This is a genomic window from Achromobacter sp. MFA1 R4 (genome assembly GCF_900156745.1).
In the GTDB taxonomy this organism is placed as follows: Bacteria; Pseudomonadota; Gammaproteobacteria; order Burkholderiales; family Burkholderiaceae_B; genus Achromobacter.
On sequence record NZ_LT707065.1, the window covers coordinates 2187529 to 2209819 of the forward strand.

The 22291-nt window shown below is 66.3% G+C and carries 17 protein-coding genes; 10 read left to right on the plus strand and 7 right to left on the minus strand.

Annotated elements, in window-relative coordinates:
• The first annotated feature begins 175 nt into the window (after positions 1 to 175).
• From BXA00_RS09940 to ccsB, 3 genes are all read left to right on the plus strand, one after another.
• Positions 176 to 877 carry a cytochrome c gene (locus BXA00_RS09940; RefSeq protein ID WP_156902911.1) on the plus strand — a complete coding sequence of 234 codons (702 nt, stop codon included), beginning with the start codon at positions 176 to 178 and terminating at the stop codon, positions 875 to 877.
• Positions 878 to 996: 119 nt separating this feature from the next.
• Entirely contained in the window at positions 997 to 3078 is a 2082-nt protein-coding gene (locus BXA00_RS09945) for a cytochrome c biogenesis protein ResB (protein WP_076518341.1), read from the plus strand.
• 8 nt (positions 3079 to 3086) lie between these two features.
• On the plus strand, positions 3087 to 4433 hold the full coding sequence (gene ccsB, locus BXA00_RS09950) for a c-type cytochrome biogenesis protein CcsB (protein WP_076518342.1): 1347 nt from the start codon (positions 3087 to 3089) through the stop codon (positions 4431 to 4433).
• A gap of 72 nt (positions 4434 to 4505) precedes the next feature.
• Here the strand turns inward: ccsB and lysA are convergent, their stop codons facing one another.
• On the minus strand, positions 4506 to 5798 hold the full coding sequence (gene lysA / locus BXA00_RS09955; RefSeq protein ID WP_076518343.1) for a diaminopimelate decarboxylase: 1293 nt from the start codon (positions 5796 to 5798) through the stop codon (positions 4506 to 4508).
• Positions 5795 to 6064 (minus strand): lipoprotein, encoded by a 270-nt coding sequence (locus BXA00_RS29500; RefSeq protein ID WP_369825604.1) that lies wholly within the window; start codon positions 6062 to 6064, stop codon positions 5795 to 5797. The genes lysA and BXA00_RS29500 overlap by 4 nt, the downstream gene beginning before the upstream one ends.
• Here BXA00_RS29500 and cyaY point away from each other — a divergent pair.
• A complete protein-coding gene (gene cyaY / locus BXA00_RS09965; RefSeq protein WP_076518344.1) occupies positions 6015 to 6344 on the plus strand; it encodes an iron donor protein CyaY in 330 nt (109 codons plus the stop codon). The two genes, BXA00_RS29500 and cyaY, sit on opposite strands and share 50 nt — an antisense overlap.
• Positions 6345 to 6384: 40 nt before the next feature.
• Here cyaY and BXA00_RS09970 read toward each other — a convergent pair whose 3' ends face one another.
• Complete coding sequence (locus BXA00_RS09970) at positions 6385 to 8832, minus strand: penicillin-binding protein 1A (RefSeq protein ID WP_076518345.1); 2448 nt, start codon at positions 8830 to 8832, stop codon at positions 6385 to 6387.
• A gap of 114 nt (positions 8833 to 8946) precedes the next feature.
• Between BXA00_RS09970 and BXA00_RS09975 the strand changes: the two genes are divergently transcribed.
• Genes BXA00_RS09975 through BXA00_RS09985 form a run of 3 tightly spaced genes read left to right on the plus strand, consistent with a single transcriptional unit; the run spans position 8947 to position 11813 of the window.
• Positions 8947 to 9588 (plus strand): shikimate kinase, encoded by a 642-nt coding sequence (locus BXA00_RS09975; RefSeq protein ID WP_076518346.1) that lies wholly within the window; start codon positions 8947 to 8949, stop codon positions 9586 to 9588.
• A complete protein-coding gene (gene aroB / locus BXA00_RS09980) occupies positions 9585 to 10661 on the plus strand; it encodes a 3-dehydroquinate synthase (protein ID WP_076518347.1) in 1077 nt (358 codons plus the stop codon). Before BXA00_RS09975 ends, aroB begins: the two co-directional genes overlap by 4 nt.
• 24 nt (positions 10662 to 10685) lie before the next feature.
• On the plus strand, positions 10686 to 11813 hold the full coding sequence (locus BXA00_RS09985) for a deoxyguanosinetriphosphate triphosphohydrolase (protein ID WP_076521888.1): 1128 nt from the start codon (positions 10686 to 10688) through the stop codon (positions 11811 to 11813).
• A gap of 19 nt (positions 11814 to 11832) precedes the next feature.
• On the opposite strand, the gene BXA00_RS09990 is transcribed toward BXA00_RS09985, so the two are convergent.
• Both BXA00_RS09990 and uvrA read right to left on the minus strand, forming a co-directional pair.
• Entirely contained in the window at positions 11833 to 12495 is a 663-nt protein-coding gene (locus tag BXA00_RS09990; RefSeq protein ID WP_076518348.1) for a glutathione S-transferase family protein, read from the minus strand.
• Positions 12496 to 12527: 32 nt separating this feature from the next.
• Positions 12528 to 15383, minus strand: coding sequence for an excinuclease ABC subunit UvrA (uvrA, locus tag BXA00_RS09995; RefSeq protein ID WP_076518349.1), 2856 nt, complete (start codon positions 15381 to 15383; stop codon positions 12528 to 12530).
• Between the two features lie 241 nt (positions 15384 to 15624).
• On the opposite strand from uvrA, the gene BXA00_RS10000 reads away from it, so the two are divergent.
• Together BXA00_RS10000 and ssb are read left to right on the plus strand one after the other, a co-directional pair.
• Positions 15625 to 16809 (plus strand): MFS transporter, encoded by a 1185-nt coding sequence (locus tag BXA00_RS10000; RefSeq protein WP_076518350.1) that lies wholly within the window; start codon positions 15625 to 15627, stop codon positions 16807 to 16809.
• A 292-nt stretch (positions 16810 to 17101) separates the two neighbouring features.
• Positions 17102 to 17617 (plus strand): single-stranded DNA-binding protein, encoded by a 516-nt coding sequence (gene ssb / locus BXA00_RS10005; protein ID WP_076518351.1) that lies wholly within the window; start codon positions 17102 to 17104, stop codon positions 17615 to 17617.
• Between the two features lie 138 nt (positions 17618 to 17755).
• Here the strand turns inward: ssb and BXA00_RS10010 are convergent, their stop codons facing one another.
• Positions 17756 to 18685, minus strand: coding sequence for a LysR family transcriptional regulator (locus tag BXA00_RS10010; RefSeq protein WP_076518352.1), 930 nt, complete (start codon positions 18683 to 18685; stop codon positions 17756 to 17758).
• A 116-nt stretch (positions 18686 to 18801) separates the two neighbouring features.
• On the opposite strand from BXA00_RS10010, the gene BXA00_RS10015 reads away from it, so the two are divergent.
• Complete coding sequence (locus BXA00_RS10015; protein WP_076518353.1) at positions 18802 to 19968, plus strand: mandelate racemase/muconate lactonizing enzyme family protein; 1167 nt, start codon at positions 18802 to 18804, stop codon at positions 19966 to 19968.
• Between the two features lie 15 nt (positions 19969 to 19983).
• Here the strand turns inward: BXA00_RS10015 and BXA00_RS10020 are convergent, their stop codons facing one another.
• The gene (locus BXA00_RS10020) at positions 19984 to 22185 is read right to left on the minus strand and encodes a TonB-dependent siderophore receptor (RefSeq protein WP_076518354.1); all 2202 of its coding nucleotides are present in this window, start codon (positions 22183 to 22185) and stop codon (positions 19984 to 19986) included.
• Between the last annotated feature and the right edge of the window lie 106 nt (positions 22186 to 22291).

Below are 22291 nucleotides of genomic sequence, written 5' to 3' on the forward strand. Positions count from 1 at the left end.
TGCTTACTGTTTAGTTGCCGTCCAGCCGTTTTGAGCCCCTCTTGGGCAGGTTGCCGCAGCGTCGCAGCAAGATCGCAAGCAGGACAAGCAAAACAGGTTCGTTACGGTTTACTGCGAGTGCGGGCAGGCGTGGGCGCCTTTTTGCGCCTTGATCGATGTGATCGTCGAGGTCTTCATGAAGCGTGTGCTGTCCCGGATGTTGGTCGCGAGCGGGCTGTTGCTCGGCGCCTCCGCCTTCTCTGCTACGAGTTTCGCCGCCGACGGCGCTGCGGGCCCGGCCAAACCAGATGCCGCGAAGGGCGGCCAGCTGTTTGACCAGGGCGACGCGTCCCGAGGCATCATTGCCTGTGCCTCCTGTCACGGCGCGGCGGGTAACAGCACCATTCCGGTGAACCCGAACCTGGCCGCGCAACCGCACGAATACCTGGCCAAGCAGCTTGCCGACTTCAAGGTGAAGGAAGGCGCCAAGACGCCCGTGCGCAATGGCCCGGACGGCAACCCCAGCCCCATGACGGCGATGGTGCAGAACCTGACGCCGGCCGACATGCAGAACATCGCGCTGTACCTGGCGACCCAGCCGCTCAAGGAGCCTGCCACGGCCGGCCATGAGAATCTGGTTGAGCTGGGTCAAAAGATCTGGCGCGGCGGTTTGCCCGAACGCAACGTGCCCGCGTGCGCGGCGTGCCATTCTGCCAATGGCGCCGGGATTCCCGGCCAGTACCCCCGCCTGTCGGGGCAATTCCCCGTGTACATCGAAGCGCAGCTGAAGCTTTTCCGCAGCGGCGACCGCAAGAATGACGTCATGCACGCCATTGCGGACCGCATGTCGGATGCCGACATCAAGGCGGTGTCGGATTACGCGGCTGGGCTACGGTAAGCGATTGGCCGCAACGTGCGCGGCCGGTCCGCGTTGACGCAACTTGAGCGCGATGGAACCTCGTTCCGCCGCGCACTGTCTATGAGGGGGGTAGCCGATCGCGCGGCCCCCCTTTTTTCATGAATTCGACCCGAACCCACTCCCGCCCCTCTCTGCGCAGCCTGCCAGGCGATCTCTTTGAACTTCTGGGTTCGATGCGTTTTGCCGTCAGCCTGCTGATGTTCATCTGCGTGGCCAGCCTGGTGGGGACGGTGCTCCAGCAGAACCGCTCGTCCAACAATTACATCGACCAGTTCGGCCCGTTCTGGTTCGAGGTGTTCGACAAGTTCTCCATCTGGCACGTCTACAACAGCTGGTGGTTCCTGCTGATCATGGGCTTTCTGGTCGTGTCCACGTCCGTCTGCCTGATTCGCAACGCGCCCAAGATGCTGCGCGACGCGCGGTCATTCCGCGAACACGTGCGCGAAGGCAGCCTGCGCGCGTTCCCGCACCGCGTCGAAACCGAAGCGCCCACCGACGTGCCGCAGACCGCGGCCGGCCTGAAGGCCTTGCTCGGACGGCTCGGGTATGCGGTGCGCGTGCGCCAGGACCAGGACGGGGTTTTGCTGGCGGCCAAGAAGGGCAGCGCGAACCGCCTGGGCTATGTGTTCGCCCACGCGGCCATGGTCATCATCTGCATCGGCGGCCTGCTGGACAGCGAGCTGCCGGTGCGCCTGCAGGTCATGTTCGGCGGCAAGCAACCCATCGTGGACAACATGCTGATCTCCGAGGTGCCGGAGAGCGGGCGCCTGTCGGTCAACAACCCGAGCTTTCGCGCCAGCGTGCTCGTGCCCGAGGGCGGCCAGGCCAGCACCGCCGTCGTGATGGTGGGAGACGGCGCGCTCGTGCAGCCCATGCCGTTCACGCTGAAGCTGAAGAAGTTCGTCGTCGATTACTACTCCACCGGCATGCCCAGCCGCTTCGCCAGCGAAGTCGAGGTGACGGACCCGGACACGGGCAAGACCTTCGATTCGACCATCGAGGTGAACGAGCCGCTGCGCTTCAAGGGCATGACGGTCTACCAATCCAGCTTCGACGACGGCGGCAGCACGGTCGTGCTCAAGGGTTATCCGCTGGTGGGCGCCAACGACGCCACGTTCTCCGTCGATGGCACGGTGGGCAAGAGCAGCGAGCTCACCGCCCAGACCGCCAAGGGCCCGCGCAGCATGGGGATCGAGATCACGGCGATGCGGCCGATCAACGTCGAGGACCTGACGCGCGGCGATCCCAAGGGCGCGGACCAGAGCTTTGCCGAGCATGTCGCTTCGGTCGCCGGCAGCGCGGCGGGCAAGAAGAACGAAAACCTGCGCAACGTGGGGCCCAGCGTCGAATACAAGCTGATCGACGACGCCGGCCAGGCGCATGAATTCCAGAACTACATGCTGCCCGTCGAACTGGATGGCGCGGCCGTGTTCCTGGCCGGCGTGCGCAACAACGCCGCCGAGCCCTTCCGCTATCTGCGCATCCCGGCCGATGACGACAGTTCGATCGCCGAGTTCATGCGTTTGCGCGCCACCCTGGCCGACCCGGCCGCGCGCAAGGAAGCCGCGCGGCGCTTCGCCGAACGCAACAGCCCCTCCGGCGCTGACCGCCAGCCGCTGCAGACCGCGGCCGAACGTGCATTGGACACCTTCGCTTCCGGCGGGCTGCAAGCCGTTGCCGCGTTTCTGCAGGCCAATACCCCCGCCGCGGACCTGGAGCGCGCGGCCGACGTCGTGATCCGCCTGATCGGCGCCAGCATGAATGAACTGCGCGCCATCGCCCGCGAACGCGCCGGGCAGGCTCCCGTCGCGATCGAGGGCCCCGAAGGCGAGCGCGCGGCGGTGTGGTCGCGCCTGGCGGTGGCGGCGCTGTCCGACCTGACCGTCTATCCGGCGCCCGTTTTCCTGTCGCTGGCCGACTTCAAGCATGTGCAGGCGAGCGTGTTCCAGGTCAGCCGCACGCCCGGCAAGAACACCGTCTACCTGGGCAGCCTGCTGCTGGTGCTGGGCGTGTTTTCCATGTTCTACATCCGCGATCGCCGCATCTGGATCTGGGTCAAGCCGCAGGCCGGCGGCAGCAGCATCCTGGCGGCCATGACGTCACAGAAGCGTACACTTGACTTCAACCAAGAGTTCGAACGCTTCAAGCAGGCGCTGCTGCGCCAGAAAAAAGGGTCCTAAGGTTTTTTATGTCCACTACGACCACCACGCAACCCCCGTCGCCTGAATCGCTCTGGCAGGATGCCCTGTCAGAAACGGGCGACAGCCGCGCGCAACGCGGCAAGCCGGATTGGACCGATGTCGTCTTTTTTCTGCTGCTGGCGGTGGGGGCGGGATTCGCGCTGACCCGCTACGGTCACGCGATGGACTATTACGAAAAGATCATCCTGTGCGGCACGGTGCCCGCGCTGGCCTGGCTGGGCTGGCTGTGGCGCCCCTTGCGCCGCCTGATGATCGCCTGTGCGATCTCCTCGGGCCTGGCGCTGATGCTCTACGGCACCGACCTGGCGCGCGCCGAGCAGGTGTTCTTCCTGAAGTATCTCTTTTCCTCGCAGTCCGCGATTCTGTGGATGAGCGCGATGTTTGCGCTGGCGATGGTGTGCTACTGGATCGGCGTTTTCAGCCCGACGGCCGCATGGCTGGGCACGGCGCTGACCTGGGGCGCGGTGTTCGCCGGCGTCACCGGCCTGCTCGTGCGCTGGCGCGAGGGCCATCTGATGGGGCCTGACCTGGGCCATATCCCGGTCAGCAACCTGTATGAAGTCTTCGTCCTGTTTTGCCTGATCACGGCGCTTTTCTACCTTTACTACGAACGCAAGTACGCCACGCGCGCGCTGGGCGGCTTTGTGCTGCTGGTGGTGACCTCGGCCGTCGTGTTCCTGCTGTGGTATTCGTTCACGCGCGACGCGGGGCAGATCCAGCCGCTGGTGCCCGCGCTCAAGAGTTGGTGGATGAAACTGCACGTGCCCGCCAACTTCATCGGCTACGGCACGTTCTCGCTGGCGGCGATGGTGGGCTTTGCGTATCTGGTCAAGCAGCACGGGCAGACGACCTCCTGGGCCAAGCTTGCGCCGCTGTTCATCCTGGGCGTGCTGCTGTGCGCCGAGCCGATGGTGTTCCGCACCGATGGCCTGTCGGCGACGTGGATGCTGTACTTCGGCGTGGGGGCGGTGATCGTCGGCGCCATCCTGCTGGGCCGCCGTCGCATCGCCGACGCGCTGCCGTCGCTGGAAGTGCTGGACGACATCATGTATCGCGCCATCGCGATCGGCTTCGCCTTCTTCACGGTGGCCACCATCCTGGGGGCCTTGTGGGCGGCGGACGCCTGGGGCGCGTACTGGCAGTGGGACCCCAAGGAGACCTGGGCGCTGATCGTCTGGCTGAACTACGCGGCCTGGCTGCACATGCGCCTCATCAAGGGCCTGCGCGGCGCGATGGCGGCCTATTGGGCGCTGATGGGCCTGTTGATCACCGGCTTTGCCTTCCTGGGCGTGAACATGTTCCTGTCGGGGCTGCACTCGTACGGCCAGCTCTAAGCCGGCTCGGCCCGCCAGATGGACGAAGGCCCCTGCATGCAGGGGCCTTCTTGCTTTTTGGCGCGCGCGGATTCAAGGCAGCAGCGACTCGCCCCGTATCTGGTCCGCGAAGGTTTCGCGCTGACGCACCACGTAGTACTTGTCGCCATCGACCATGACCTCGGCCGGACGCGGGCGCGAGTTGTAGTTGCTGGCCATGGTCATGCCATAGGCGCCGGCCGATTCCACGGCAAGCACGTCGCCCTGGCGGATGGCCAGCGTGCGCTGCCGGGCCAGCCAGTCGGCGCTTTCGCAGACCGGGCCGACGATGTCGTAGACGGCCGCGTCGCCCGCGCGCGGGCGCAGGGGCTGCACGCCATGAAAGGCGTCATAGAGCGCCGGACGCAGCAGGTCGTTCATGGCCGCGTCGACGATGGCGAAGTTGCGGGCTTCGGAATGCTTGATGTACTGGACGGTCGTGAGCAGGACGCCGGCATTGCCCACGAGCGAGCGACCGGGCTCCAGCACGAGCTGCAGATGGCCCTGTCCGCGTGCGTCCAGGCGCTCGAAGACGCGGTCCAGCAAGGTGCGGGGCGACGGGGGCGTCTCGTCCGCGTAGCGGATGCCCAGGCCGCCGCCCAGGTCCAGGTGCTCGATGCGGATGCCAGCCCGGTCCAGGCCGTCGATGAGGTCCAGCAGTTTTTCCAGCGCGTCGAAATAGGGGCTGATGTCGGTGAGCTGCGAGCCGATGTGGCAATCGACGCCCACGACCCGGATGCCGGGCAGCGACTGGGCGGTGCGGTAGGCATCCAGCGCGTCGCCGATGGCGATGCCGAACTTGTTTTCCTTCAGGCCGGTCGAGATGTAGGGGTGCGTGCGGGCGTCGACGTCGGGATTCACGCGCAGCGACACGGGGGCGCGCAGGCCCATGGCGTCGGCGACGTCCGACAGGCGGTGCAGTTCGTCCAGCGACTCGACGTTGAAGCACTTCACGCCCGCCTGCAGCGCGTCGCGCATTTCCCATTCCTGCTTGCCGACGCCCGAGAACACGATTCTGGACGGATCTGCGCCCGCCACGAGCGCGCGCTGGAGTTCGCCGCCGGACACGATGTCGAACCCCGCGCCCAGCCGCGCGAACTCCGCGAGGACGGCGAGATTCGAATTGGCCTTCATGCCGTAGCAGACCAGCACGGGACGCGGTCCGATGGCGCTGGCGTAGGATTGCCACGCGGCCTTCAGGGCCGCGCGGGAGTAGACGTAAAGCGGAGTTCCCAACCGTTCGGCCAGATGGTCAAGCGGCACGTCTTCGGCGTACAACGCATTATTGCGGTACTGGAAGTACGGGTGGCCGGCCAGCGCTGGGGGCGTCGGGAACGCGGACGTCATGGGATGGACGGCGCGGGGGGGATCGCCGGCTTCGGCTGGCTTTGCGGCGTGCGGGCCGGCGCCTGGCCTTCAGGGGGAGGAGGCATGTACAAAGGCCCCTTGTACCCGCAGGCCGCCATCATGCCGGTCGCCATCAGCGTGGCTACAATGCGAAGAGCCATGCGGCTGTATGCCAATTGGAACACTGGGAACTCCGTAATTCTTGCAGGCTCGATTATGACCGAAACCGAATTTCTTGCGTTGATCGACCAGGTGCTGGAGAGCATCGAAAGCCAGGCCGATGACTGGGCGGCTTCGCTCGACGTCGACGTCGAAACCAGCCGCAGCGGCAATGTGCTGACCCTGGTTTTCGAGGACGACACCCACGTCGTGGTGAACAGCCAGGCCGCCATGCAGGAGCTGTGGGTGGCTGCGCGCAGCGGCGGCTTTCACTACCGCTACGATGGCCAGCACTGGAACGATACCCGAGGCGGACCGCAGTTGCCGGATGCCTTGTCCCAGATCTGCTCCGCCGCTGCCGGCGTCCCCGTGACGATCAGGCTGTAAACAAAATGGCCGGCCTGTCATCAGGCCGGCCATTTTTTCGTCAGAAGGGAATCTTCTGCGACCAGGGCGTGTTGGTCTGCGTTCCCACGCCTGGCGCGACCTTGATCCGGGTGTCCTCGCCCGAACTGCTGGTCAGGCCATTGAGGAACTCACCCAACGTGTCGGCCTCTGGCAGCCCAAGGCGGGCCACGGCCTGTCCGGGCGGGAATTCCGAGAAATAGAACTCGCCGCCTTCGACGAGCAGGCCCTCGGGACGCGGACGCGGCTTTTCTTCCGGCACGCCCTTCAGGACTTCCTGCATGTAGTCCACCCAGATCGGCATGGCCACGCCGCCGCCGGTCTCGCGCGAGCCCAGCGACTTGGGCTGGTCAAAGCCCAGCCAGGCGGTGGCCACGAGGCTGGGGGTGTAGCCGGAGAACCACGCATCCACGGATTCGTTGGTCGTGCCGGTCTTGCCGGCGATGTCGCTGCGCTTGAGCAGCACCCGGGCGCGCGCCGCCGTGCCGTAGGTGGCCACGCCGCGCAGGATGTCATCCATGACCCAGGCGGTGCGCGGGTCGATGGCGCGGGCGGCGGCGTCGCCGGCGACGACCGGCTTGGACTGCATGATGACCTTGCCGCTGCTGTCGGTGACGCGATCGATCAGGAAGGGCGTGACGCGGTAGCCGCCATTGGCGAACACCGAGAACGCGCCGGCCAGTTGCAGCGGCGTGACCGAGCCCGCGCCCAGCGCCAGCGGCAGCACGGCGGGCTGGCGGGCCTTGTCGAAGCCGAAGCGGGTGAGGTAGTCCTGCGCATACTGCGGGCCGATGGCCTGCAGGATGCGGATCGACACCATGTTCTTGGACTTGTACAGGCCTTGGCGCAGCGTCAGCATGGGCTCGTACTGGTTGCCGTAGTTCTTCGGGTTCCAGGCCTTGGAGCCGGTCTGCGCGGCGGTCAGTTCGAACGGCTGGTCCGAAATCTGCGTGCCCGGCGTAAGCCCGCGTTCGAGCGAGGCGGCGTAGATGAAGGGCTTGATGTTCGAGCCCGGCTGGCGCCATGCCTGCGTCACGCGGTTGAAGTTGCCCCGATAGAAATCGAACCCGCCCACCATGGCGCGGATGGCGCCGTCCTGCGGCGACAGCGACACGAAGGCCGCCTGCACGGAAGGCAGGTTGATGATTTCCCAGTTGTCGCCGAACTTGCGGATGTAGACGACCGAGCCGCGCTTGATGCGCTGCTCCGGCTTGGCCTTGTCGTTGAGCGCGCGGGCCACCACGCCCAGCACCTTCTTGTCGGTGACGGTGATGATCTCGCGCGAGCTGCGCGCCAGCTTCACTTCCGTGGGGCTGGCCGACAGCACCACGGCGGTCAGGAGGTCGCCGCTGTCGGAAAACTTGTCGAACACGCCGTCCAGGAACTCGTCCAGCGCGGCGGGGTTGTTCTCGGTGCCCGGGGGCAGGTCGAGCTGTTCTTCCGGACCGGGGTAGGGCGCGCGGCGCGTGTATTCCAGCACGCCTTCGCGCACGGCGCGGTAGGCCGCTTCCTGGTCCTTGGACTGGACGGTCGTGTAGATGTTCAGGCCGCGCGAATACACGTTGTCCTGGTACACGTTGTAGAGGAGCTGGCGCGCCAGCTCGGCCACGTATTCGCCATGGATGGAGTAACCGCCTGCCGGCGTGCCTTCGGCGGACTTCATGACGATCGGCTGCGCCATCGCCTGCTTGTATTCCGGCTCGGTCAGGTAGCCCAGCGAGTGCATGCGGCCCAGCACGTACCGCTGGCGCAGTTCGGCGCGGGGGCGGTTGGCGATGGGGTTGAAGCGCGAAGGGGCCTTGGGAATGCCGGCCAGCATGGCGGCTTCGGCCGGCGTGACTTCCGCGAGCGGCTTGCCGAAGTACGTGCGCGAGGCGGCCGCGAAACCGTAGGCGCGATGGCCCAGGTAGATCTGGTTCATGTAGAGCTCGAGGATCTGGTCCTTGGTGAGCTCGGATTCAATCTTGAAGGTCAGCAGCAGTTCATAGAACTTGCGCGAGTAGGTCTTTTCGGATGACAGGTAGAAGTTGCGCGCGACCTGCATCGTGATCGTGCTGGCGCCCTGCGTCTTGGACATGCTGACCAGGTTGGCCAGGCCCGCGCGCACCACGCCCATCCAGTCGATGCCGCCGTGCTGGTAGAAGCGGTCGTCTTCGGCCGCCAGCACCGCGGATTTCATGACATCCGGGATTTCGTTGAAGCGCAGCACGTTGCGGCGTTCTTCGCCGAATTCGCCGATGAGGACGCGGTCCGCCGTGTAGACGCGCAGCGGCACTCGCGGCCGATAGTCCGTCATGGCGTTCAGATCGGGCAGATTGGGCCAGGCAAGCGCCAGCGCCATTCCCGCGAGCAGTACGCCGCACAGGAACAGGCCGGCGAAAAGGATGCCGGTTTTAACGAAGAACCGCAGTATCGGGGAGCCGCTGCTGGCGGGCTTGTCTTTTTTGGAGGAATTCTGGGGCTTGCTCATCGCGGCGATTTTACGGGTATCTCCGGGCCCGCCTTATCGCGGGGGATCGGTTTCTGTAACAAAATAGTTCAGTGTGGTGCGCGGGCAACTGGCGGCAAATGTGATAATGCCGGCATGAACTTTGCCGCTAACTCATGTCCGGAGGCTGCCCCGGACCCGGCGCGCGCCGACGCAGCGCCCGAAAGCCCGCCTTGCGCCGTCCAGTGCGCAGGCAAGACCGTGTCGTTGCCGCACGACCTGCCGGTATTTTTGGTCGGGATGATGGGGGCCGGCAAGACGACCATCGGCCGTAGCCTGGCGCGGGCGCTGGGGCGCGACTTTATGGATCTGGATCATGAGCTCGAGGCGCGTTGCGGCGTGCGGGTGCCGGTAATCTTCGAAATCGAGGGCGAAGCCGGTTTTCGTCGCCGAGAGTCCGCCGCCTTGGAAGAGTGTACCCAACGGCGCAACATAATTCTTGCCACCGGCGGCGGCGCCATCCTGGCCGCCGAAAACCGGCAGCTTCTGCGCGAACGCGGCATTGTGGTCTATTTGAGGGCCAGCGTGGACGAATTGTTCCGCCGGACCTGCCGCGACCGCAACCGGCCCCTGCTGGCCACCGCCGATCCCCGCGGCACCCTGCGCGACCTGATGACCCAGCGCGAACCGCTCTACAAGGAAGTGGCCGATCTGGTGGTGGAAACGGGGTCGATGCCCATCCACACCCTGGTCAAGGCGCTGCTGCCGCAATTACAAGCTTTCGAGAAGCACCTATGAACGTTGTCGACGTCGAAACCCCGGGCGGAAGCTATCCGATCCACATCGGTCCCGGCCGCCTGGACGCCCTGGATCAATGCATCCCCGCGGACGCGACCGCGATCGCGGTGGTCACCAACCCGACCGTGGCGGCGCTGTACGCCGAGCGAGCCGAAGCCGCGCTGGCGCGCACGGGCAAGCGCGTGCTGCGTATCGAACTGCCTGACGGCGAAGCCTACAAGGACTGGCAGTCGCTGAACCTGATCTTCGATGCGCTGCTGGGCAACCGGCTGGACCGCCGCTGCGTCCTGGTCGCGCTGGGCGGGGGCGTCATCGGCGATATGACGGGCTTTGCGGCCGCCGTGTACATGCGGGGGGTGCGCTTTCTGCAGGTGCCCACGACGCTGCTGGCGCAGGTGGACTCCTCGGTGGGCGGCAAGACCGCCGTGAACCATCCGCTCGGCAAGAACATGATCGGCGCGTTCTACCAGCCGATCGCGGTCGAAATCGACACCGACGTGCTGGGCACCCTGCCGGCGCGCGAAGTGTCGGCGGGCCTGGCCGAAGTCATCAAGTACGGCCTCATCCTGGACCCCGAGTTCTGGCGCTGGTGCGAGGACAACGCGCAGAAGCTGCGCGCCCTGGACCGCGAGGCCGTCGCGTATGCGATCCGCCGCTCCTGCGAGCTGAAGGCGCAGGTGGTGGGCAAGGACGAACGCGAGTCCGGCCTGCGCGCCATCCTGAATCTGGGGCACACGTTCGGCCACGCGATCGAATCGGGCCTGGGCTATGGCGCTTGGCTGCATGGCGAGGCGGTGGGCTGCGGCATGGTGCAGGCGGCCGAGCTGTCGGCGGACGTGGCCGGATTTGATCGCGGCGACGTGGAGCGCGTGCGCGCGCTGGTGCAGGCCATCGGGTGTCCGGCCGTGGCGCCCGACCTGGGCGCCGACCGCTGGCTCGATCTGATGCAGGTGGACAAGAAGACCGAAGGCGGCTCGATCCGCTACGTGCTCATGACGCGGATCGGCGAGGCCGTGACCCGGCCGGCGCCCGACGACGCGGTGCGCGCCGTGCTGGCGCGAACCACCCGGTAAACGCAGCGACGGACGGTGTTGCAGATGAATGAACTGGCTTCCTATGCTTCCCACCCGTCCCGATCGCGCGGCCGGGCCCACGCCGAGCCGCCGCCGGAAAACCGCACCGAATTCCAGCGCGACCGCGATCGCATCGTCCACTCGGGCGCGTTCCGGCGGCTGGAGTACAAGACGCAGGTCTTCGTCAACCACGAAGGCGACCTCTTTCGCACGCGTCTGACGCACAGTCTGGAAGTGGCGCAGATCGCGCGCACGCTGGCGCGCAGCATGGGGCTGTCCGAAGACCTGACCGAAGCCATTTCGCTTGCGCACGACCTGGGCCATACGCCCTTCGGCCATGCCGGCCAGGACGAACTGAACGCCTGCATGCGCGAGCTGGCGCCCGAGGCCGGGGGCTTCGAGCACAACCTGCAGAGCCTGCGCGTGGTGGATGAGCTGGAAGAGCGCTACGCGGACTTCAACGGCCTGAACCTGTGCTTCGAAACGCGCGAGGGCATACTCAAGCATTGCTCTGTCGCCCATGCCCGGATGCTGGGAGACGTGGGCGAACGGTTCCTGAACCGCACGCAGCCGTCACTGGAGGCGCAGCTGGCCAACCTGGCCGATGAAATCGCCTACAACAACCACGACGTCGACGACGGCCTGCGCTCGGGGCTCATCACGCTGGAACAGTTGAAGGACGTGTCGATCTTCGAGCGCCATCACGCCTATGTGCTGGATCGCTATCCCGGCCTGGCGCCGCGCCGAGCGGTGTCCGAGACGATACGCCGCATGATCAATACGCTGATCGTCGATCTCACGCGAACGTCGCTTGCGCGCATCCGCGATGCGGCGCCGGCCAGCGCGGACGATGTGCGGCGCTCGCCGCCGCTGGCAGGGTTTTCCGACGAGATCCGCCGCGAAGCCGACACCCTGAAGAAATTCCTGTTCGACAACCTGTACCGGCACTATCGCGTGCTGCGCATGACCCGCAAGGCCCGGCGCATCGTGCGCGATCTGTTTGCGGCGTTCCTGGACGATCCGCGGCTGCTGCCGCCCGATTACCGCCGCGCCCACTTCAATGAACAGGCCCGGGCCATCGCCGACTACATCGCGGGCATGACCGACCGCTACGCCATCCGCGAGCACAAGCGCCTGTTCGACATGGCGTAGCGGGCGCCCGGGCGGGCGTTCAGCGGTGCTTGCGGTAGGGCTCGTCCGCCTCGACGAAGGTGGCCTCGGCGAGCGCGTCGCGCGTCCATTCCTGCATCGCCGGCAGCGCCAGCACGGCATCCATGTATTCGCGCACCGGCCCCGACGCGGCGATGCCGTAGGTGGTAAAGCGCGAGACCACCGGCGCGAAGAACGCATCGGCAATCGAGAACGCGCCAAACAGGAACGGGCCGCCCTGGCCGAACTGCGCCCGCGTTTCCTGCCAGATGGCCTGTACCCGCGCGACGTCGGCGAGCGCCGCCTCGGGGAAGTCGATGCCGGGCAGGCTGGCCTCGATATTCATGGGCATGGCCTGGCGCAGGGCGCTGAAACCGCTGTGCATCTGCGCGGCAAGCGACCGCGCCCGCGCGCGGGCTTTTGCGTCCTTGGGCCACAAGCCCGCCTCGGGATGGCGCTCGGCGGCGTATTCGCAGATGGCCAGCGTATCCCAGACCGCGAAATCGCCGTCCAGCAGCACGGGCACCAGGCCGGCGGGCGACACCGCGCCCACGCGTTGCGAGAACTCCTCGGTGAAGAGTCCCACCTTCTGCTCCGTGAACGGGATGCCCGCCTGGCGCAACGCGATCCACGGACGCATGGACCAGGAAGAGTAATTCTTGTTGCCGATGATCAAGGTGTACATGCTGGTGCTTTCCAAGAAGGGAAGGTTGGTGATCAGTCGCCCGGCTTGCGGCGCAGAAGCTTGCCCAGGTACTGGCCGGTGTGGCTGGCCGTTGCGGCCGCGACCGTCTCCGGCGTGCCTTGCGCCACGACGCGGCCGCCGCCGTCGCCGCCTTCGGGACCCATGTCGACCACCCAGTCGGCCGTCTTGATGACGTCCAGGTTGTGCTCGATGATGAGCACGGTGTTGCCGGCGTCGACCAGTTGGTTCAGAACCTGCAGCAGCAGTTCGATATCGCGGAAATGCAGGCCGGTGGTGGGCTCGTCCAGGATGTACAGCGTGCGGCCGGTGCTGCGGCGCGACAGCTCCTGCGACAGCTTCACGCGCTGCGCCTCGCCGCCCGACAGCGTGGTCGCGCTCTGGCCCAGGCGGATGTACGACAGGCCCACGTCGATGAGCGTGTGCAGCTTGCGCGAGATGGCCGGCACCGATTCGAAATATTCGAGCGCCTGCTCCACGGTCAGGTCCAGCACCTCGCTGATGTTGCGGCCGCGGTAGCGGATCTCGAGCGTTTCGCGGTTGTAGCGCTTGCCATGGCAGACGTCGCAGGGCACGTACATGTCGGGCAGGAAGTGCATCTCGACCTTGACCACGCCATCGCCCTGGCAGGCTTCGCAGCGGCCGCCCTTGACGTTGAAGCTGAACCGGCCGGGATCGTAGCCGCGCGTGCGCGCTTCCGGCACGCCGGCGAAAAGCTCGCGGATCGGCGTGAACAGGCCCGTATAAGTGGCGGGGTTGCTGCGCGGCGTGCGGCCGATGGGGCTTTGGTCGACGCTGATGATCTTGTCGAAATTCTCCAGGCCCTGCATCGACACATAAGGCGCGGGCTCGCTTTGCGCGTGATGGAGCTGGCGCGACACGGCCACCGCCAGCGTATCGTTGATGAGCGTGGATTTGCCCGAACCGGACACGCCCGTCACGCAGACCAGGCGCCCCGCGGGCACGCGCAGCTCCACGTCCTTCAGGTTGTTGCCGCTGGCGCCGGTGAGCGTCAGCCAGGGCAGTTCGTCATCGACCGGCCGGCGCTTCGGGATGGCGATGGCGCGGGCGCCGCTCAGGTACTGGCCCGTCAGCGAATTGGGGTCGCGCTGCACGGTGTCGGGGGCGCCCTGGGCGACGACCTCGCCGCCGTGTTCGCCCGCGCCGGGGCCCATGTCCACGACCCAGTCGGCCATGCGGATCATGTCTTCGTCGTGCTCGACGACGATGACGCTGTTGCCGAGGTCGCGCAGGTGCTGCAGGGTGCCGATGAGGCGGTCGTTGTCGCGCTGGTGCAGGCCGATGGAGGGCTCGTCCAGCACGTACATCACGCCGGTCAGGCCCGAGCCGATCTGGCTGGCCAGCCGGATGCGCTGCGCCTCGCCGCCGGAGATCGTGTCCGCGCTGCGGTCCAGCGACAGGTAGTTCAGGCCGACGTTGTTCAGGAAGCTCAGGCGCGCCTCGATCTCGCGCACGATGCGTTGCGCGATCTCCTGCTTGGCGCCGGTCAGGCTCAGGTTGCGGAACCAGTCCAGGCAGCTCGACAGCGGCATGGCCTCGACTTCGTAGATGGCCTGGCCGTGGCGCTCGCCGCCGCGCGGGTCATGGCCGATCAGCACGTTGCGCGCTTCGGGACGCAGGCGCGAGCCGGCGCAGTCCGGGCAGGTCTTGATGTTGCGGTACTTGCCCAGTTCTTCGCGCACCGTCGCCGAGTCCGTTTCGCGCCAGCGGCGCTCCAGGTTCGGGATCACGCCTTCGAAGGTGTGGCGCTTGACCGTGCTGCGGCCTTTCTCGTTCAGGTAGAGGAACGAAATCTCTTCATCGCCCGAACCGTACAGCACCTTGTCGCGCAGCGCTTCGGGCAGGTCCTCGAAGGGCGCCTCGATGTCGAATTCGTAGTGGGCCGCAAGACTGGTCAGCAGCGAGTGCGTGAACGCGTTGCGGCGGTCCCAGCCGCGGATCGCGCCGGCCGCCAGGCTCAGTTCCGGAAAGGCGACGACCCGCTTGGGATCGAAGAAGCCGACCTGGCCGATGCCGTCGCAACTGGGGCAGGCGCCCATGGGATTGTTGAAGCTGAAGAGGCGCGGCTCCAGCTCGGGCAGGCTGTGGCTGCACACCGGGCAGGCATAGCGGCTGGAGAAGACCTGCTCGCGTTCGCTGTCCATGTCCAGCGCCAGCGCGCGGCCTTCGGCAAGCTGTAGCGCGGTCTCGAAGCTTTCGGCCAGGCGCTGCTTGCCTTCGGGCCGGATGCGCAGACGGTCGATCACGACGTCGATGTCGTGCTTTTCGGTCTTCTTGAGCGGCGCCATGCCGTCGATTTCCATCATCTGGCCGTCGACGCGCAGGCGCACGTAGCCTTGCGCCTGCAGGCTGGCGCATTCGTCCTCGAAGCTGCCTTTCTTGCCGCGCGCGATGGGAGCCAGCACCGCCAGCCGCGTCTCGGGCGTCCAGCCCAGCACCGCGTCCACCATCTGGCTGACGCTCTGGGCCTGCAGCGGCAGGCCGTGGTCGGGGCAATAGGGCGTGCCGACGCGCGCGTAAAGCAGGCGCAGGTAGTCGTGGATTTCGGTGATGGTGCCGACGGTGGAGCGGGGATTGTGCCCCGCGGCCTTCTGCTCGATCGAAATGGCCGGCGACAGGCCTTCGATGAGATCCACGTCCGGTTTGTCCATCAGTTGCAGGAACTGGCGGGCGTAGGCGGAAAGGCTTTCCACGTAGCGCCGCTGGCCCTCCGCATACAGCGTGTCGAACGCCAGCGAGGATTTGCCCGACCCGGACAGGCCCGTGACGACCACCAGCTTGTGGCGCGGCAGGTCCAGGGAGACGTTCTTGAGATTGTGGGTGCGGGCACCCCGGATGCGTATGGTCACGTCGGTATTGGTTAACGTCCAGTTGCGTCGTCGATGGCGCCTTTGAGCCCGTGCGCCTTTTGGGCGGATTTCAGCGGATTCAAAGGCCAACTTGGTACTATAGCGCGCCGAATCCTCTGGCGTTCAAGGTCGTCCGCATGGTTGGACTGGGCCGAGGCCGGCGCCGCACCGCAAGAATCAGACCGTGAGCGTATGACATGAGACGCATGCGCGCCGCCCTAGTCATTGTTGAAATTTCCGCATGCCGGCAGATAAAAAACTGAAATTGACCCCTTCCGAGCGCCGCGCCAGCGTGGCCCTGGCCGGCCTGTTCGCCGCGCGGATGCTGGGACTGTTCCTGTTGCTGCCCGTGTTTGCCGTTGCCGCAAGCGGCATGCCGGGCGGCGACGATCCGGCCCGGGTCGGCCTGGCGCTGGGCATGTACGGCCTGACCCAGGCCTTCATGCAGATTCCCTTCGGCCTCGCGTCCGACCGCTGGGGGCGCCGGCCCGTCGTGCTGTTCGGCCTGCTGCTCTTCGTGGCGGGCAGCATCGTCTGCGCGCAGGCCACGGACGTCTTCTGGATCACAATAGGCCGCGCCATCCAGGGCGCCGGCGCGATATCGGCCGCCGTCACCGCCTGGCTGGCCGACGCCACCCGCGACGAGGTGCGCACGCGCGCGATGGCCATGGTGGGCGCGTCGATCGGCCTGTCTTTCGCCGTATCGCTGGTGCTCTCGCCCGTGCTGGTGGGGTGGTGGGGGCTGTCGGGCCTGTTCTGGACCATCGCCTGCCTGGGCGTCATCTGCCTGGCCGTGGCGCGCTGGGTGGTGCCGGTGGTGCCCCGCACGCAGGCGCGCACCATGCAGGCCGCCAAGCCCCGGGAAGTCCTGACCCATCGCGACCTGCTGCGCCTGAATTTCGGTGTCTTCGTGCTGCACCTGATCCAGGTGTCGCTGTTCGTCGTGGTGCCCGCGCTGCTGGCGAAAGTGGGCGGGCTGGACGCGCGCGACCTGTGGAAGGTCTACCTGCCGGTCATCCTGGTGTCCTTCGTGCTGATGGTGCCCGTGGTGTTTGTCGCGGAAAAGCGCCGGGCGCATCGCGGCGCCTTGCGCGCGTCGGTAGCCGGCCTGGTGCTGGTATGCGCGCTGCTGCCGGCGGCCAGCCACGGTTTTTACTCACTGGCCGTGGCGCTGACGGGCTTTTTCGTGGCCTTCAACGTGCTGGAGGCCCTGCAGCCCTCGTTGGTCTCGCGCGTGGCGCCGCAGGCCTACAAGGGGCTGGCGCTGGGCTTCTACAACACCGCGCAGGCCGCGGGCCTGTTCACGGGCGGCGCCCTGGGCGGTTGGCTGGCGGCGAACTCGGGTTCCAGCGCGGTGTTCGTCGCCGCGGCGGTCCTGTCGGCGATCTGGCTGGCGGTCACCTGGGCGCTGCGGCCCCTGGCCTGATGGCTGGGGCTTTCCCGCGGTACGGGGAAAGTCGCCGATCTGGCCGCGAACGGCGTCCAACAGCGGCGAATTCGTTTGCCAGGGGTGAGCGTTTTGTCACGGATCCCGTTTGGCGCGGGGCGCGCTTTCGTCGATAATACGGATCAACACGGGCTTCACCTGGCATCGCCGGTCATCGCTATGATGACCGGCGAGTTTCATGAAGCCGTCTTCAACATCGCTTTTTATGTTGTTGCCGGCGCGCTCGCGGCAACGCACAGGCGCAGGCTGTCAACAACAGAGGGACATCGGCATGGCATCGGTTAACAAAGTCATACTCGTGGGCAATCTGGGTCGCGACCCGGAAGTCCGCTACAGCCCCGACGGGGCGGCAATCTGCAATATGTCGATCGCCACGACCTCCTCCTGGAAGGACAAGGCCAGCGGCGAGAAGCGCGAAGAGACCGAATGGCACCGCGTCGTCATGTACAACCGCCTGGCGGAAATCGCCGGCGAATACCTGAAGAAGGGCCGCTCGGTGTACATCGAAGGCCGTCTCAAGACGCGCAAGTGGCAAGACAAGGACACCGGCGCTGACCGCTACAGCACCGAAATCGTCGCCGACCAGATGCAGATGCTGGGCGGCCGCGAAGACGGCGGCGGCGGTGGCGGCGGCAGCTACGGCGGTGGCGGCTACGACGACGCACCGCGCCAGCAGCGCGCCGCCCCGGCGCAGCGTCCTGCGCCCCAGCAGCGTCCGGCACCCGCGGCGGCCCCGGCCAGCAGCGGCGCCAATCTGGCGGATATGGACGACGATATTCCGTTCTGACCGTCTAATCGTCTCACCGTCCTGCCTTCGCGCCGCGAAGCAGGGCATGCGACCCCCGGCTTTCCTTCTGGAAATACCGGGGGTTTTCATTTTGGCGGTTCGGATCGTGCCGGGGGCGGTTCGGCGCTCCCGGGTTTGTTACGGCCCCGGCCTGCCCGCCACAGCCCCCGTTGCGTCTGGCTGGAACGCCTCGACCAGAAAATCGATGAACGCGCGCGTCCTCGCCGTCTGGTTGCGGCGTTGCGGGTAGTAGACGAACAGGTCGGCCGAGGGCAGCGTGAAGTCCGGCAGCACCACCCGCAGCCTGCCGCTTTCCAGGTACTTGGCCAGATCCCACTCCGACCGGATGAGGATGCCGTGTCCGTCCAGCGCCCAGCCCAGCACGATGTCGCCGTCGTTGCTGGACAGGCCGCCTTCCACTTTCACCCCCTCGACGCGGCCCTTGTGTGTGAAGCGCCAGACGCCGTGCGCCTCGTCGTTCTGCCGGTGGAGGATGCAGTGGTGATGCGCCAGGTCGGCCAAGGCGGCGGGCGTGCCGTGGGTCTGCAGGTAGCGCGGCGAGGCGCACAGGAAGCGGCGGTTGGTCATGATGCGCCGGGCGGCGAGGCGTTTGTCGGGCAGCGTTCCGAAGCGGATGGCCAGGTCGAAGCCGCCTTCCACCAGGTCGACGGGCCTGTCCGTCACGTCCAGCTCGACCTGGACCTGCGGAAAGCGTTTCGCGAACTCGGACACCAGCGGCGCGATGGTCGTGCGGCCGAAGCCCAGCGTGGCATTGACGCGGATGAGGCCGCGCGGTTGGGCGCTGCTGCGGGAGACCACGTCTTCCATCTCGCGCAGGTCGGCCAGGATCCGCGTGGCGTAGGCGAGATAGGTCTCGCCTTCGTTGGTCAGGCTGATGCTGCGCGTGGTCCGGTTGACCAGCCGCACGCCGAGGCGCTTTTCCATCAGCGCCAGGCGCTTGGTGGCCGCGGGCGGCGTCAGGTCCAACTGCCGCGCCGCGGCCGACAGACTGCCCTGCCGGGCGATCAGCACGAAGAACTGCAGCTCGGAGGCCAGGTCGGCTTTCACTGAAAGTTAATAATCAAATGAATGTGAGTGAATTCTAGGTCAGACTGGCGCCTCTAACCTATCGATTCCCCCGGCCGCCCCTGACGGAGGCCAGCCCTGAGAATCGGAGACAAACCATGAGAATCGTCGACATCCGCGAGCAGACCCTGCCCATCAGTTCGCCCATCCGCAACGCCTATATCGACTTCAGCAAGATGACGCTGAGCCTGGTGGCCGTGATCACCGACGTGATCCGCGACGGCAAGCCGGTGGTCGGCTACGGCTTCAACTCGAACGGCCGCTACGGGCAGGGCAAGCTGATGCGCGAGCGGTTCATTCCGCGCGTGCTGGAGGCAGACCCGGATTCGCTGGTCGACGCCACCGGACGCAACCTGGATCCGCACAAGGTCTGGGACGCCATGTTCAAGAACGAGAAGCCCGGCGGCCACGGCGAGCGTTCGGTCGCGATCGGCACCATCGACATGGCGGTGTGGGACGCGGTCGCGAAGATCGAGGGCAAGCCGCTGTTCCAGTTGCTGGCCGAACGCTATGGCAATGGCCAGCCGGACCGCCGGGTGTTTGTGTACGCCGCGGGCGGGTATTACCACCCCGGCCAGGACCACGCCAGGCTCAAGGACGAGATGCGTAGCTACCTTGATCGCGGCTATACGGTGGTGAAAAAGAAGATCGGCGGCGCATCCCTGGAGGAGGACCTGCGCCGCATCGATTCGGTGCTGAGCGTGTTGCAGGATGGCCAGAAACTGGCCGTCGACGCGAATGGCCGCTTCGACCTGGACACGGCCATCGCCTACGCCAAGGCGCTGTCGCAGTACGACCTCTTCTGGTATGAAGAGGCGGGCGATCCGCTGGATTTCGAGCTGCAGGCGACGCTGCGCAATTACTACGACAAGCCGATGGCGACGGGCGAGAACCTGTTCTCGATGCAGGACGCGCGCAACCTGATCCGTTATGGCGGCATGCGGCCCGACCGCGATTACCTCCAGTTCGACTGCGCGCTCAGCTATGGCCTGGTGGAGTACCTGCGCACGCTGGCGATGCTGCGCCAGCATGGCTGGTCGGCCAGCCGGTGCGTGCCGCATGGCGGGCACCAGATGTCGCTGAACATCGCGGCGGGCCTGGGCCTGGGCGGCAACGAGAGCTATCCCGGCCTGTTCCAGCCGTTCGGCGGCTTCCCGGATGGCGTCAAGGTGGAAGGCGGCTACGTGACGATGCCCGATCTGCCGGGCATCGGCTTTGAGGGCAAGGCGGACCTGTATGCCGTCATGCGGGAACTCTCGTCGTGAGCCCAGGCCCGGGGTTCACCAGCGATACCGCAGGGTCGCCATGACCGTGCGTTCCGCGCCCCAGTAGCAGCTCACGGCGGTGCCCAGGCAGTTGGCGACGTAGCGTTTGTCGAACAGATTGGAGACGTTCAAGGCCACCTGCGCGCCAGCGAGCGCAGGGCTGGCGCGGCCCAGGTCGTAGCGGATGGCGGCGTCGACCAGGGTGACGGCCGGAATGGCGTAGTTGTTGTTCAGATCGCCGTAAAAGCCGCCCCGGTACGTCACGCCCGCGCCCAGGCCGACCCCCTGCAACGGACCGTCGCGCAGGGTGTAGTCGGCCCATAGCGCCGCCTGGTGGCGCGGCACGAAGTTCAGTTGATTGCCGCGTTGCGCGGCAACGTTGCTCTGGGTGATCTCGCTGTCGCTGAGCGCATAGGACAGGGTCAGGTCCAGGCCGTTGTCGAAACTGGCCTTGCCTTCCAGCTCGATGCCCTGCACCTGAACCTGGCCGGTCTGCACGACAAAGCTGGTGTTGACCGGGTCCGGCGTGCTGACGTTGTTCTGGTTGATCTGAAACGCCGACAGCGTCACGAAGCTGGCGTAGCCGTTGGGCTGGAATTTCACGCCGGCCTCATATTGTTCGCCGGTCGTGGGCTTGAGGGGCGAGCCATCGCGCATGACGCCCGTCACGGGCTGGAACGACGTGGAGTAGCTCAGGTAGGGCGCCAGGCCGTTGTCAAAGCGATACGTGACGCCGAGACGGCCGGTGAAACGGTTGGCATCGGCATCCCGGGAGGACCAGTTCCATTGGCCGGCGCTGCCGCGCGCGCCGGTGTCGGTCGTGCCGTCGGTCCAGTCGTAGCGGCCGGCGAGCGTAAGCAGCAGCCGGTCCAGTTCGATCTGGTCTTGCGCGTAGACGCCGATCTGACTGCGCGTCATGTTGATCTTGGTGGCCGTGGGCGGGCGCGTTACCGACGCTCCGTAGACGGGGTCGAAGACGTCGAACAGCGGATAGGCGGGGGGCATCATCAGGCCCAGGCTGCTTTCGTTGTAGCGCGATTTTTCCCGCAGATAATCCAGGCCCATCGTGAGGTCGTGGCGCGTCGGGCCGGCCGTGAATTTGGCATTGACCTGGTTGTCGATCTGGAACGCATGCGACGTTTCGGGGAAGGCCCAGGCGTAGCGGATGGCCTGCGTCTCCGACACCATGGCGCCGATCTGCACGCGGCGCGTGTTGGTGTCGACGTTGGTATAGCGCGCGCTTTGCCGCAGGCTCCACGTGTCGTTCACGCGGTGGTCCAGCGTGTAGCCGATCATGGTTTGTTCATTGGTGAAGATGTCGTAGCCCGGTTCGCCCACGAAGCGGTCGCGGGGAATGTAGCCGGCGCTGCTTTTCTCCAGTGTCCCGATGACCGGCAGCACGGGCGCGCCGCCGCCGCCGTGGCTGGTGATCTTCTGGTATTGCGCGCTGACGTTCAGGCTGGTGTCGGACGATGGGCGCCAGGTGAAGCTGGGTGCGATGAACTGGCGGTCGTCGTCGACATGCTGGTACTGCGTGTCGCTGTCGCGCAATGTGCCGGTCAGGCGGTACAGGAACTGGCCCGCCTCGTCGGCCGGGCCCGAGAAATCGAACGACCCCTGATACCGGTTGAAGCTGCCGGCCTGCAGGACCACTTCATTGAACGGTTCGGCGGTGGGGCGTTTGCTGGTCATGTTCACCAGGCCGCCCGGAGCGCTTTGGCCATACAGGCCGGACGAAGGCCCCTTCAGGATCTCAATCCGTTCCAGTCCATAGGTGTCGATGCGCGGCTGGGCATAGCCGCGCGCGCCGAAGGGCAGCAGCAGTCCGTCCAGGTAGCGCGACGGGGTGAACCCGCGGATCGTCAGCCAGTCGTAGCGCACGTCGTTGTCACCGTACTGGGCGAAAACCCCTGGCGTGTAGCGGACGGCCTGCGCGAGGGAGGTGACGCCGCGCTGGTCCATTTCCGTCCGGGTGATGACATTGATGGTCTGGGGGGTATCGATCAATGCGGCATCCGACTTGGTGCCGGATCGGCTGCGCGTGGCGACGTAATCGCCGCCGGACGTTGCCGAGGCGTCGGTCGTGCCCTGCACCAGGACCGGGGCCAGCGTGGAGACGCCCGCCGAGGCAGAGGGAGCCGTTTGCGCGGCAACCGGCGCGGACGCGACCAGGGCTGCGAGCAATGCCAACGGGGGCGGCTTGACGGTAAAGGACACGTTGATACCTCTTGATCAATTTATAATTAACAAGAATCATTCCTGCGCGACGGCATGATTCCAGAAGAGCCGCCGCGTGTCTGACGATTTCCCGGCGCCGATTGAC

Excerpts from the sequence above, each read along its gene's own strand:
- BXA00_RS10000 (WP_076518350.1), top strand. The coding sequence starts at position 15,625 with ATGCCGGCAGATAAAAAACTGAAATTGACCCCTTCCGAGCGCCGCGCC.
- BXA00_RS29500 (WP_369825604.1), bottom strand. The coding sequence starts at position 6,064 with ATGCTCTCCAGCACCTGGTCGATCAACGCAAGAAATTCGGTTTCGGTC.
- aroB (WP_076518347.1), top strand. The coding sequence starts at position 9,585 with ATGAACGTTGTCGACGTCGAAACCCCGGGCGGAAGCTATCCGATCCAC.
- BXA00_RS09985 (WP_076521888.1), top strand. The coding sequence starts at position 10,686 with ATGAATGAACTGGCTTCCTATGCTTCCCACCCGTCCCGATCGCGCGGC.
- BXA00_RS09940 (WP_156902911.1), top strand. The coding sequence starts at position 176 with ATGAAGCGTGTGCTGTCCCGGATGTTGGTCGCGAGCGGGCTGTTGCTC.
- BXA00_RS09990 (WP_076518348.1), bottom strand. The coding sequence starts at position 12,495 with ATGTACACCTTGATCATCGGCAACAAGAATTACTCTTCCTGGTCCATG.
- BXA00_RS09945 (WP_076518341.1), top strand. The coding sequence starts at position 997 with ATGAATTCGACCCGAACCCACTCCCGCCCCTCTCTGCGCAGCCTGCCA.
- lysA (WP_076518343.1), bottom strand. The coding sequence starts at position 5,798 with ATGACGTCCGCGTTCCCGACGCCCCCAGCGCTGGCCGGCCACCCGTAC.
- ccsB (WP_076518342.1), top strand. The coding sequence starts at position 3,087 with ATGTCCACTACGACCACCACGCAACCCCCGTCGCCTGAATCGCTCTGG.
- cyaY (WP_076518344.1), top strand. The coding sequence starts at position 6,015 with ATGACCGAAACCGAATTTCTTGCGTTGATCGACCAGGTGCTGGAGAGC.
- BXA00_RS10015 (WP_076518353.1), top strand. The coding sequence starts at position 18,802 with ATGAGAATCGTCGACATCCGCGAGCAGACCCTGCCCATCAGTTCGCCC.
- ssb (WP_076518351.1), top strand. The coding sequence starts at position 17,102 with ATGGCATCGGTTAACAAAGTCATACTCGTGGGCAATCTGGGTCGCGAC.
- BXA00_RS09970 (WP_076518345.1), bottom strand. The coding sequence starts at position 8,832 with ATGAGCAAGCCCCAGAATTCCTCCAAAAAAGACAAGCCCGCCAGCAGC.
- BXA00_RS09975 (WP_076518346.1), top strand. The coding sequence starts at position 8,947 with ATGAACTTTGCCGCTAACTCATGTCCGGAGGCTGCCCCGGACCCGGCG.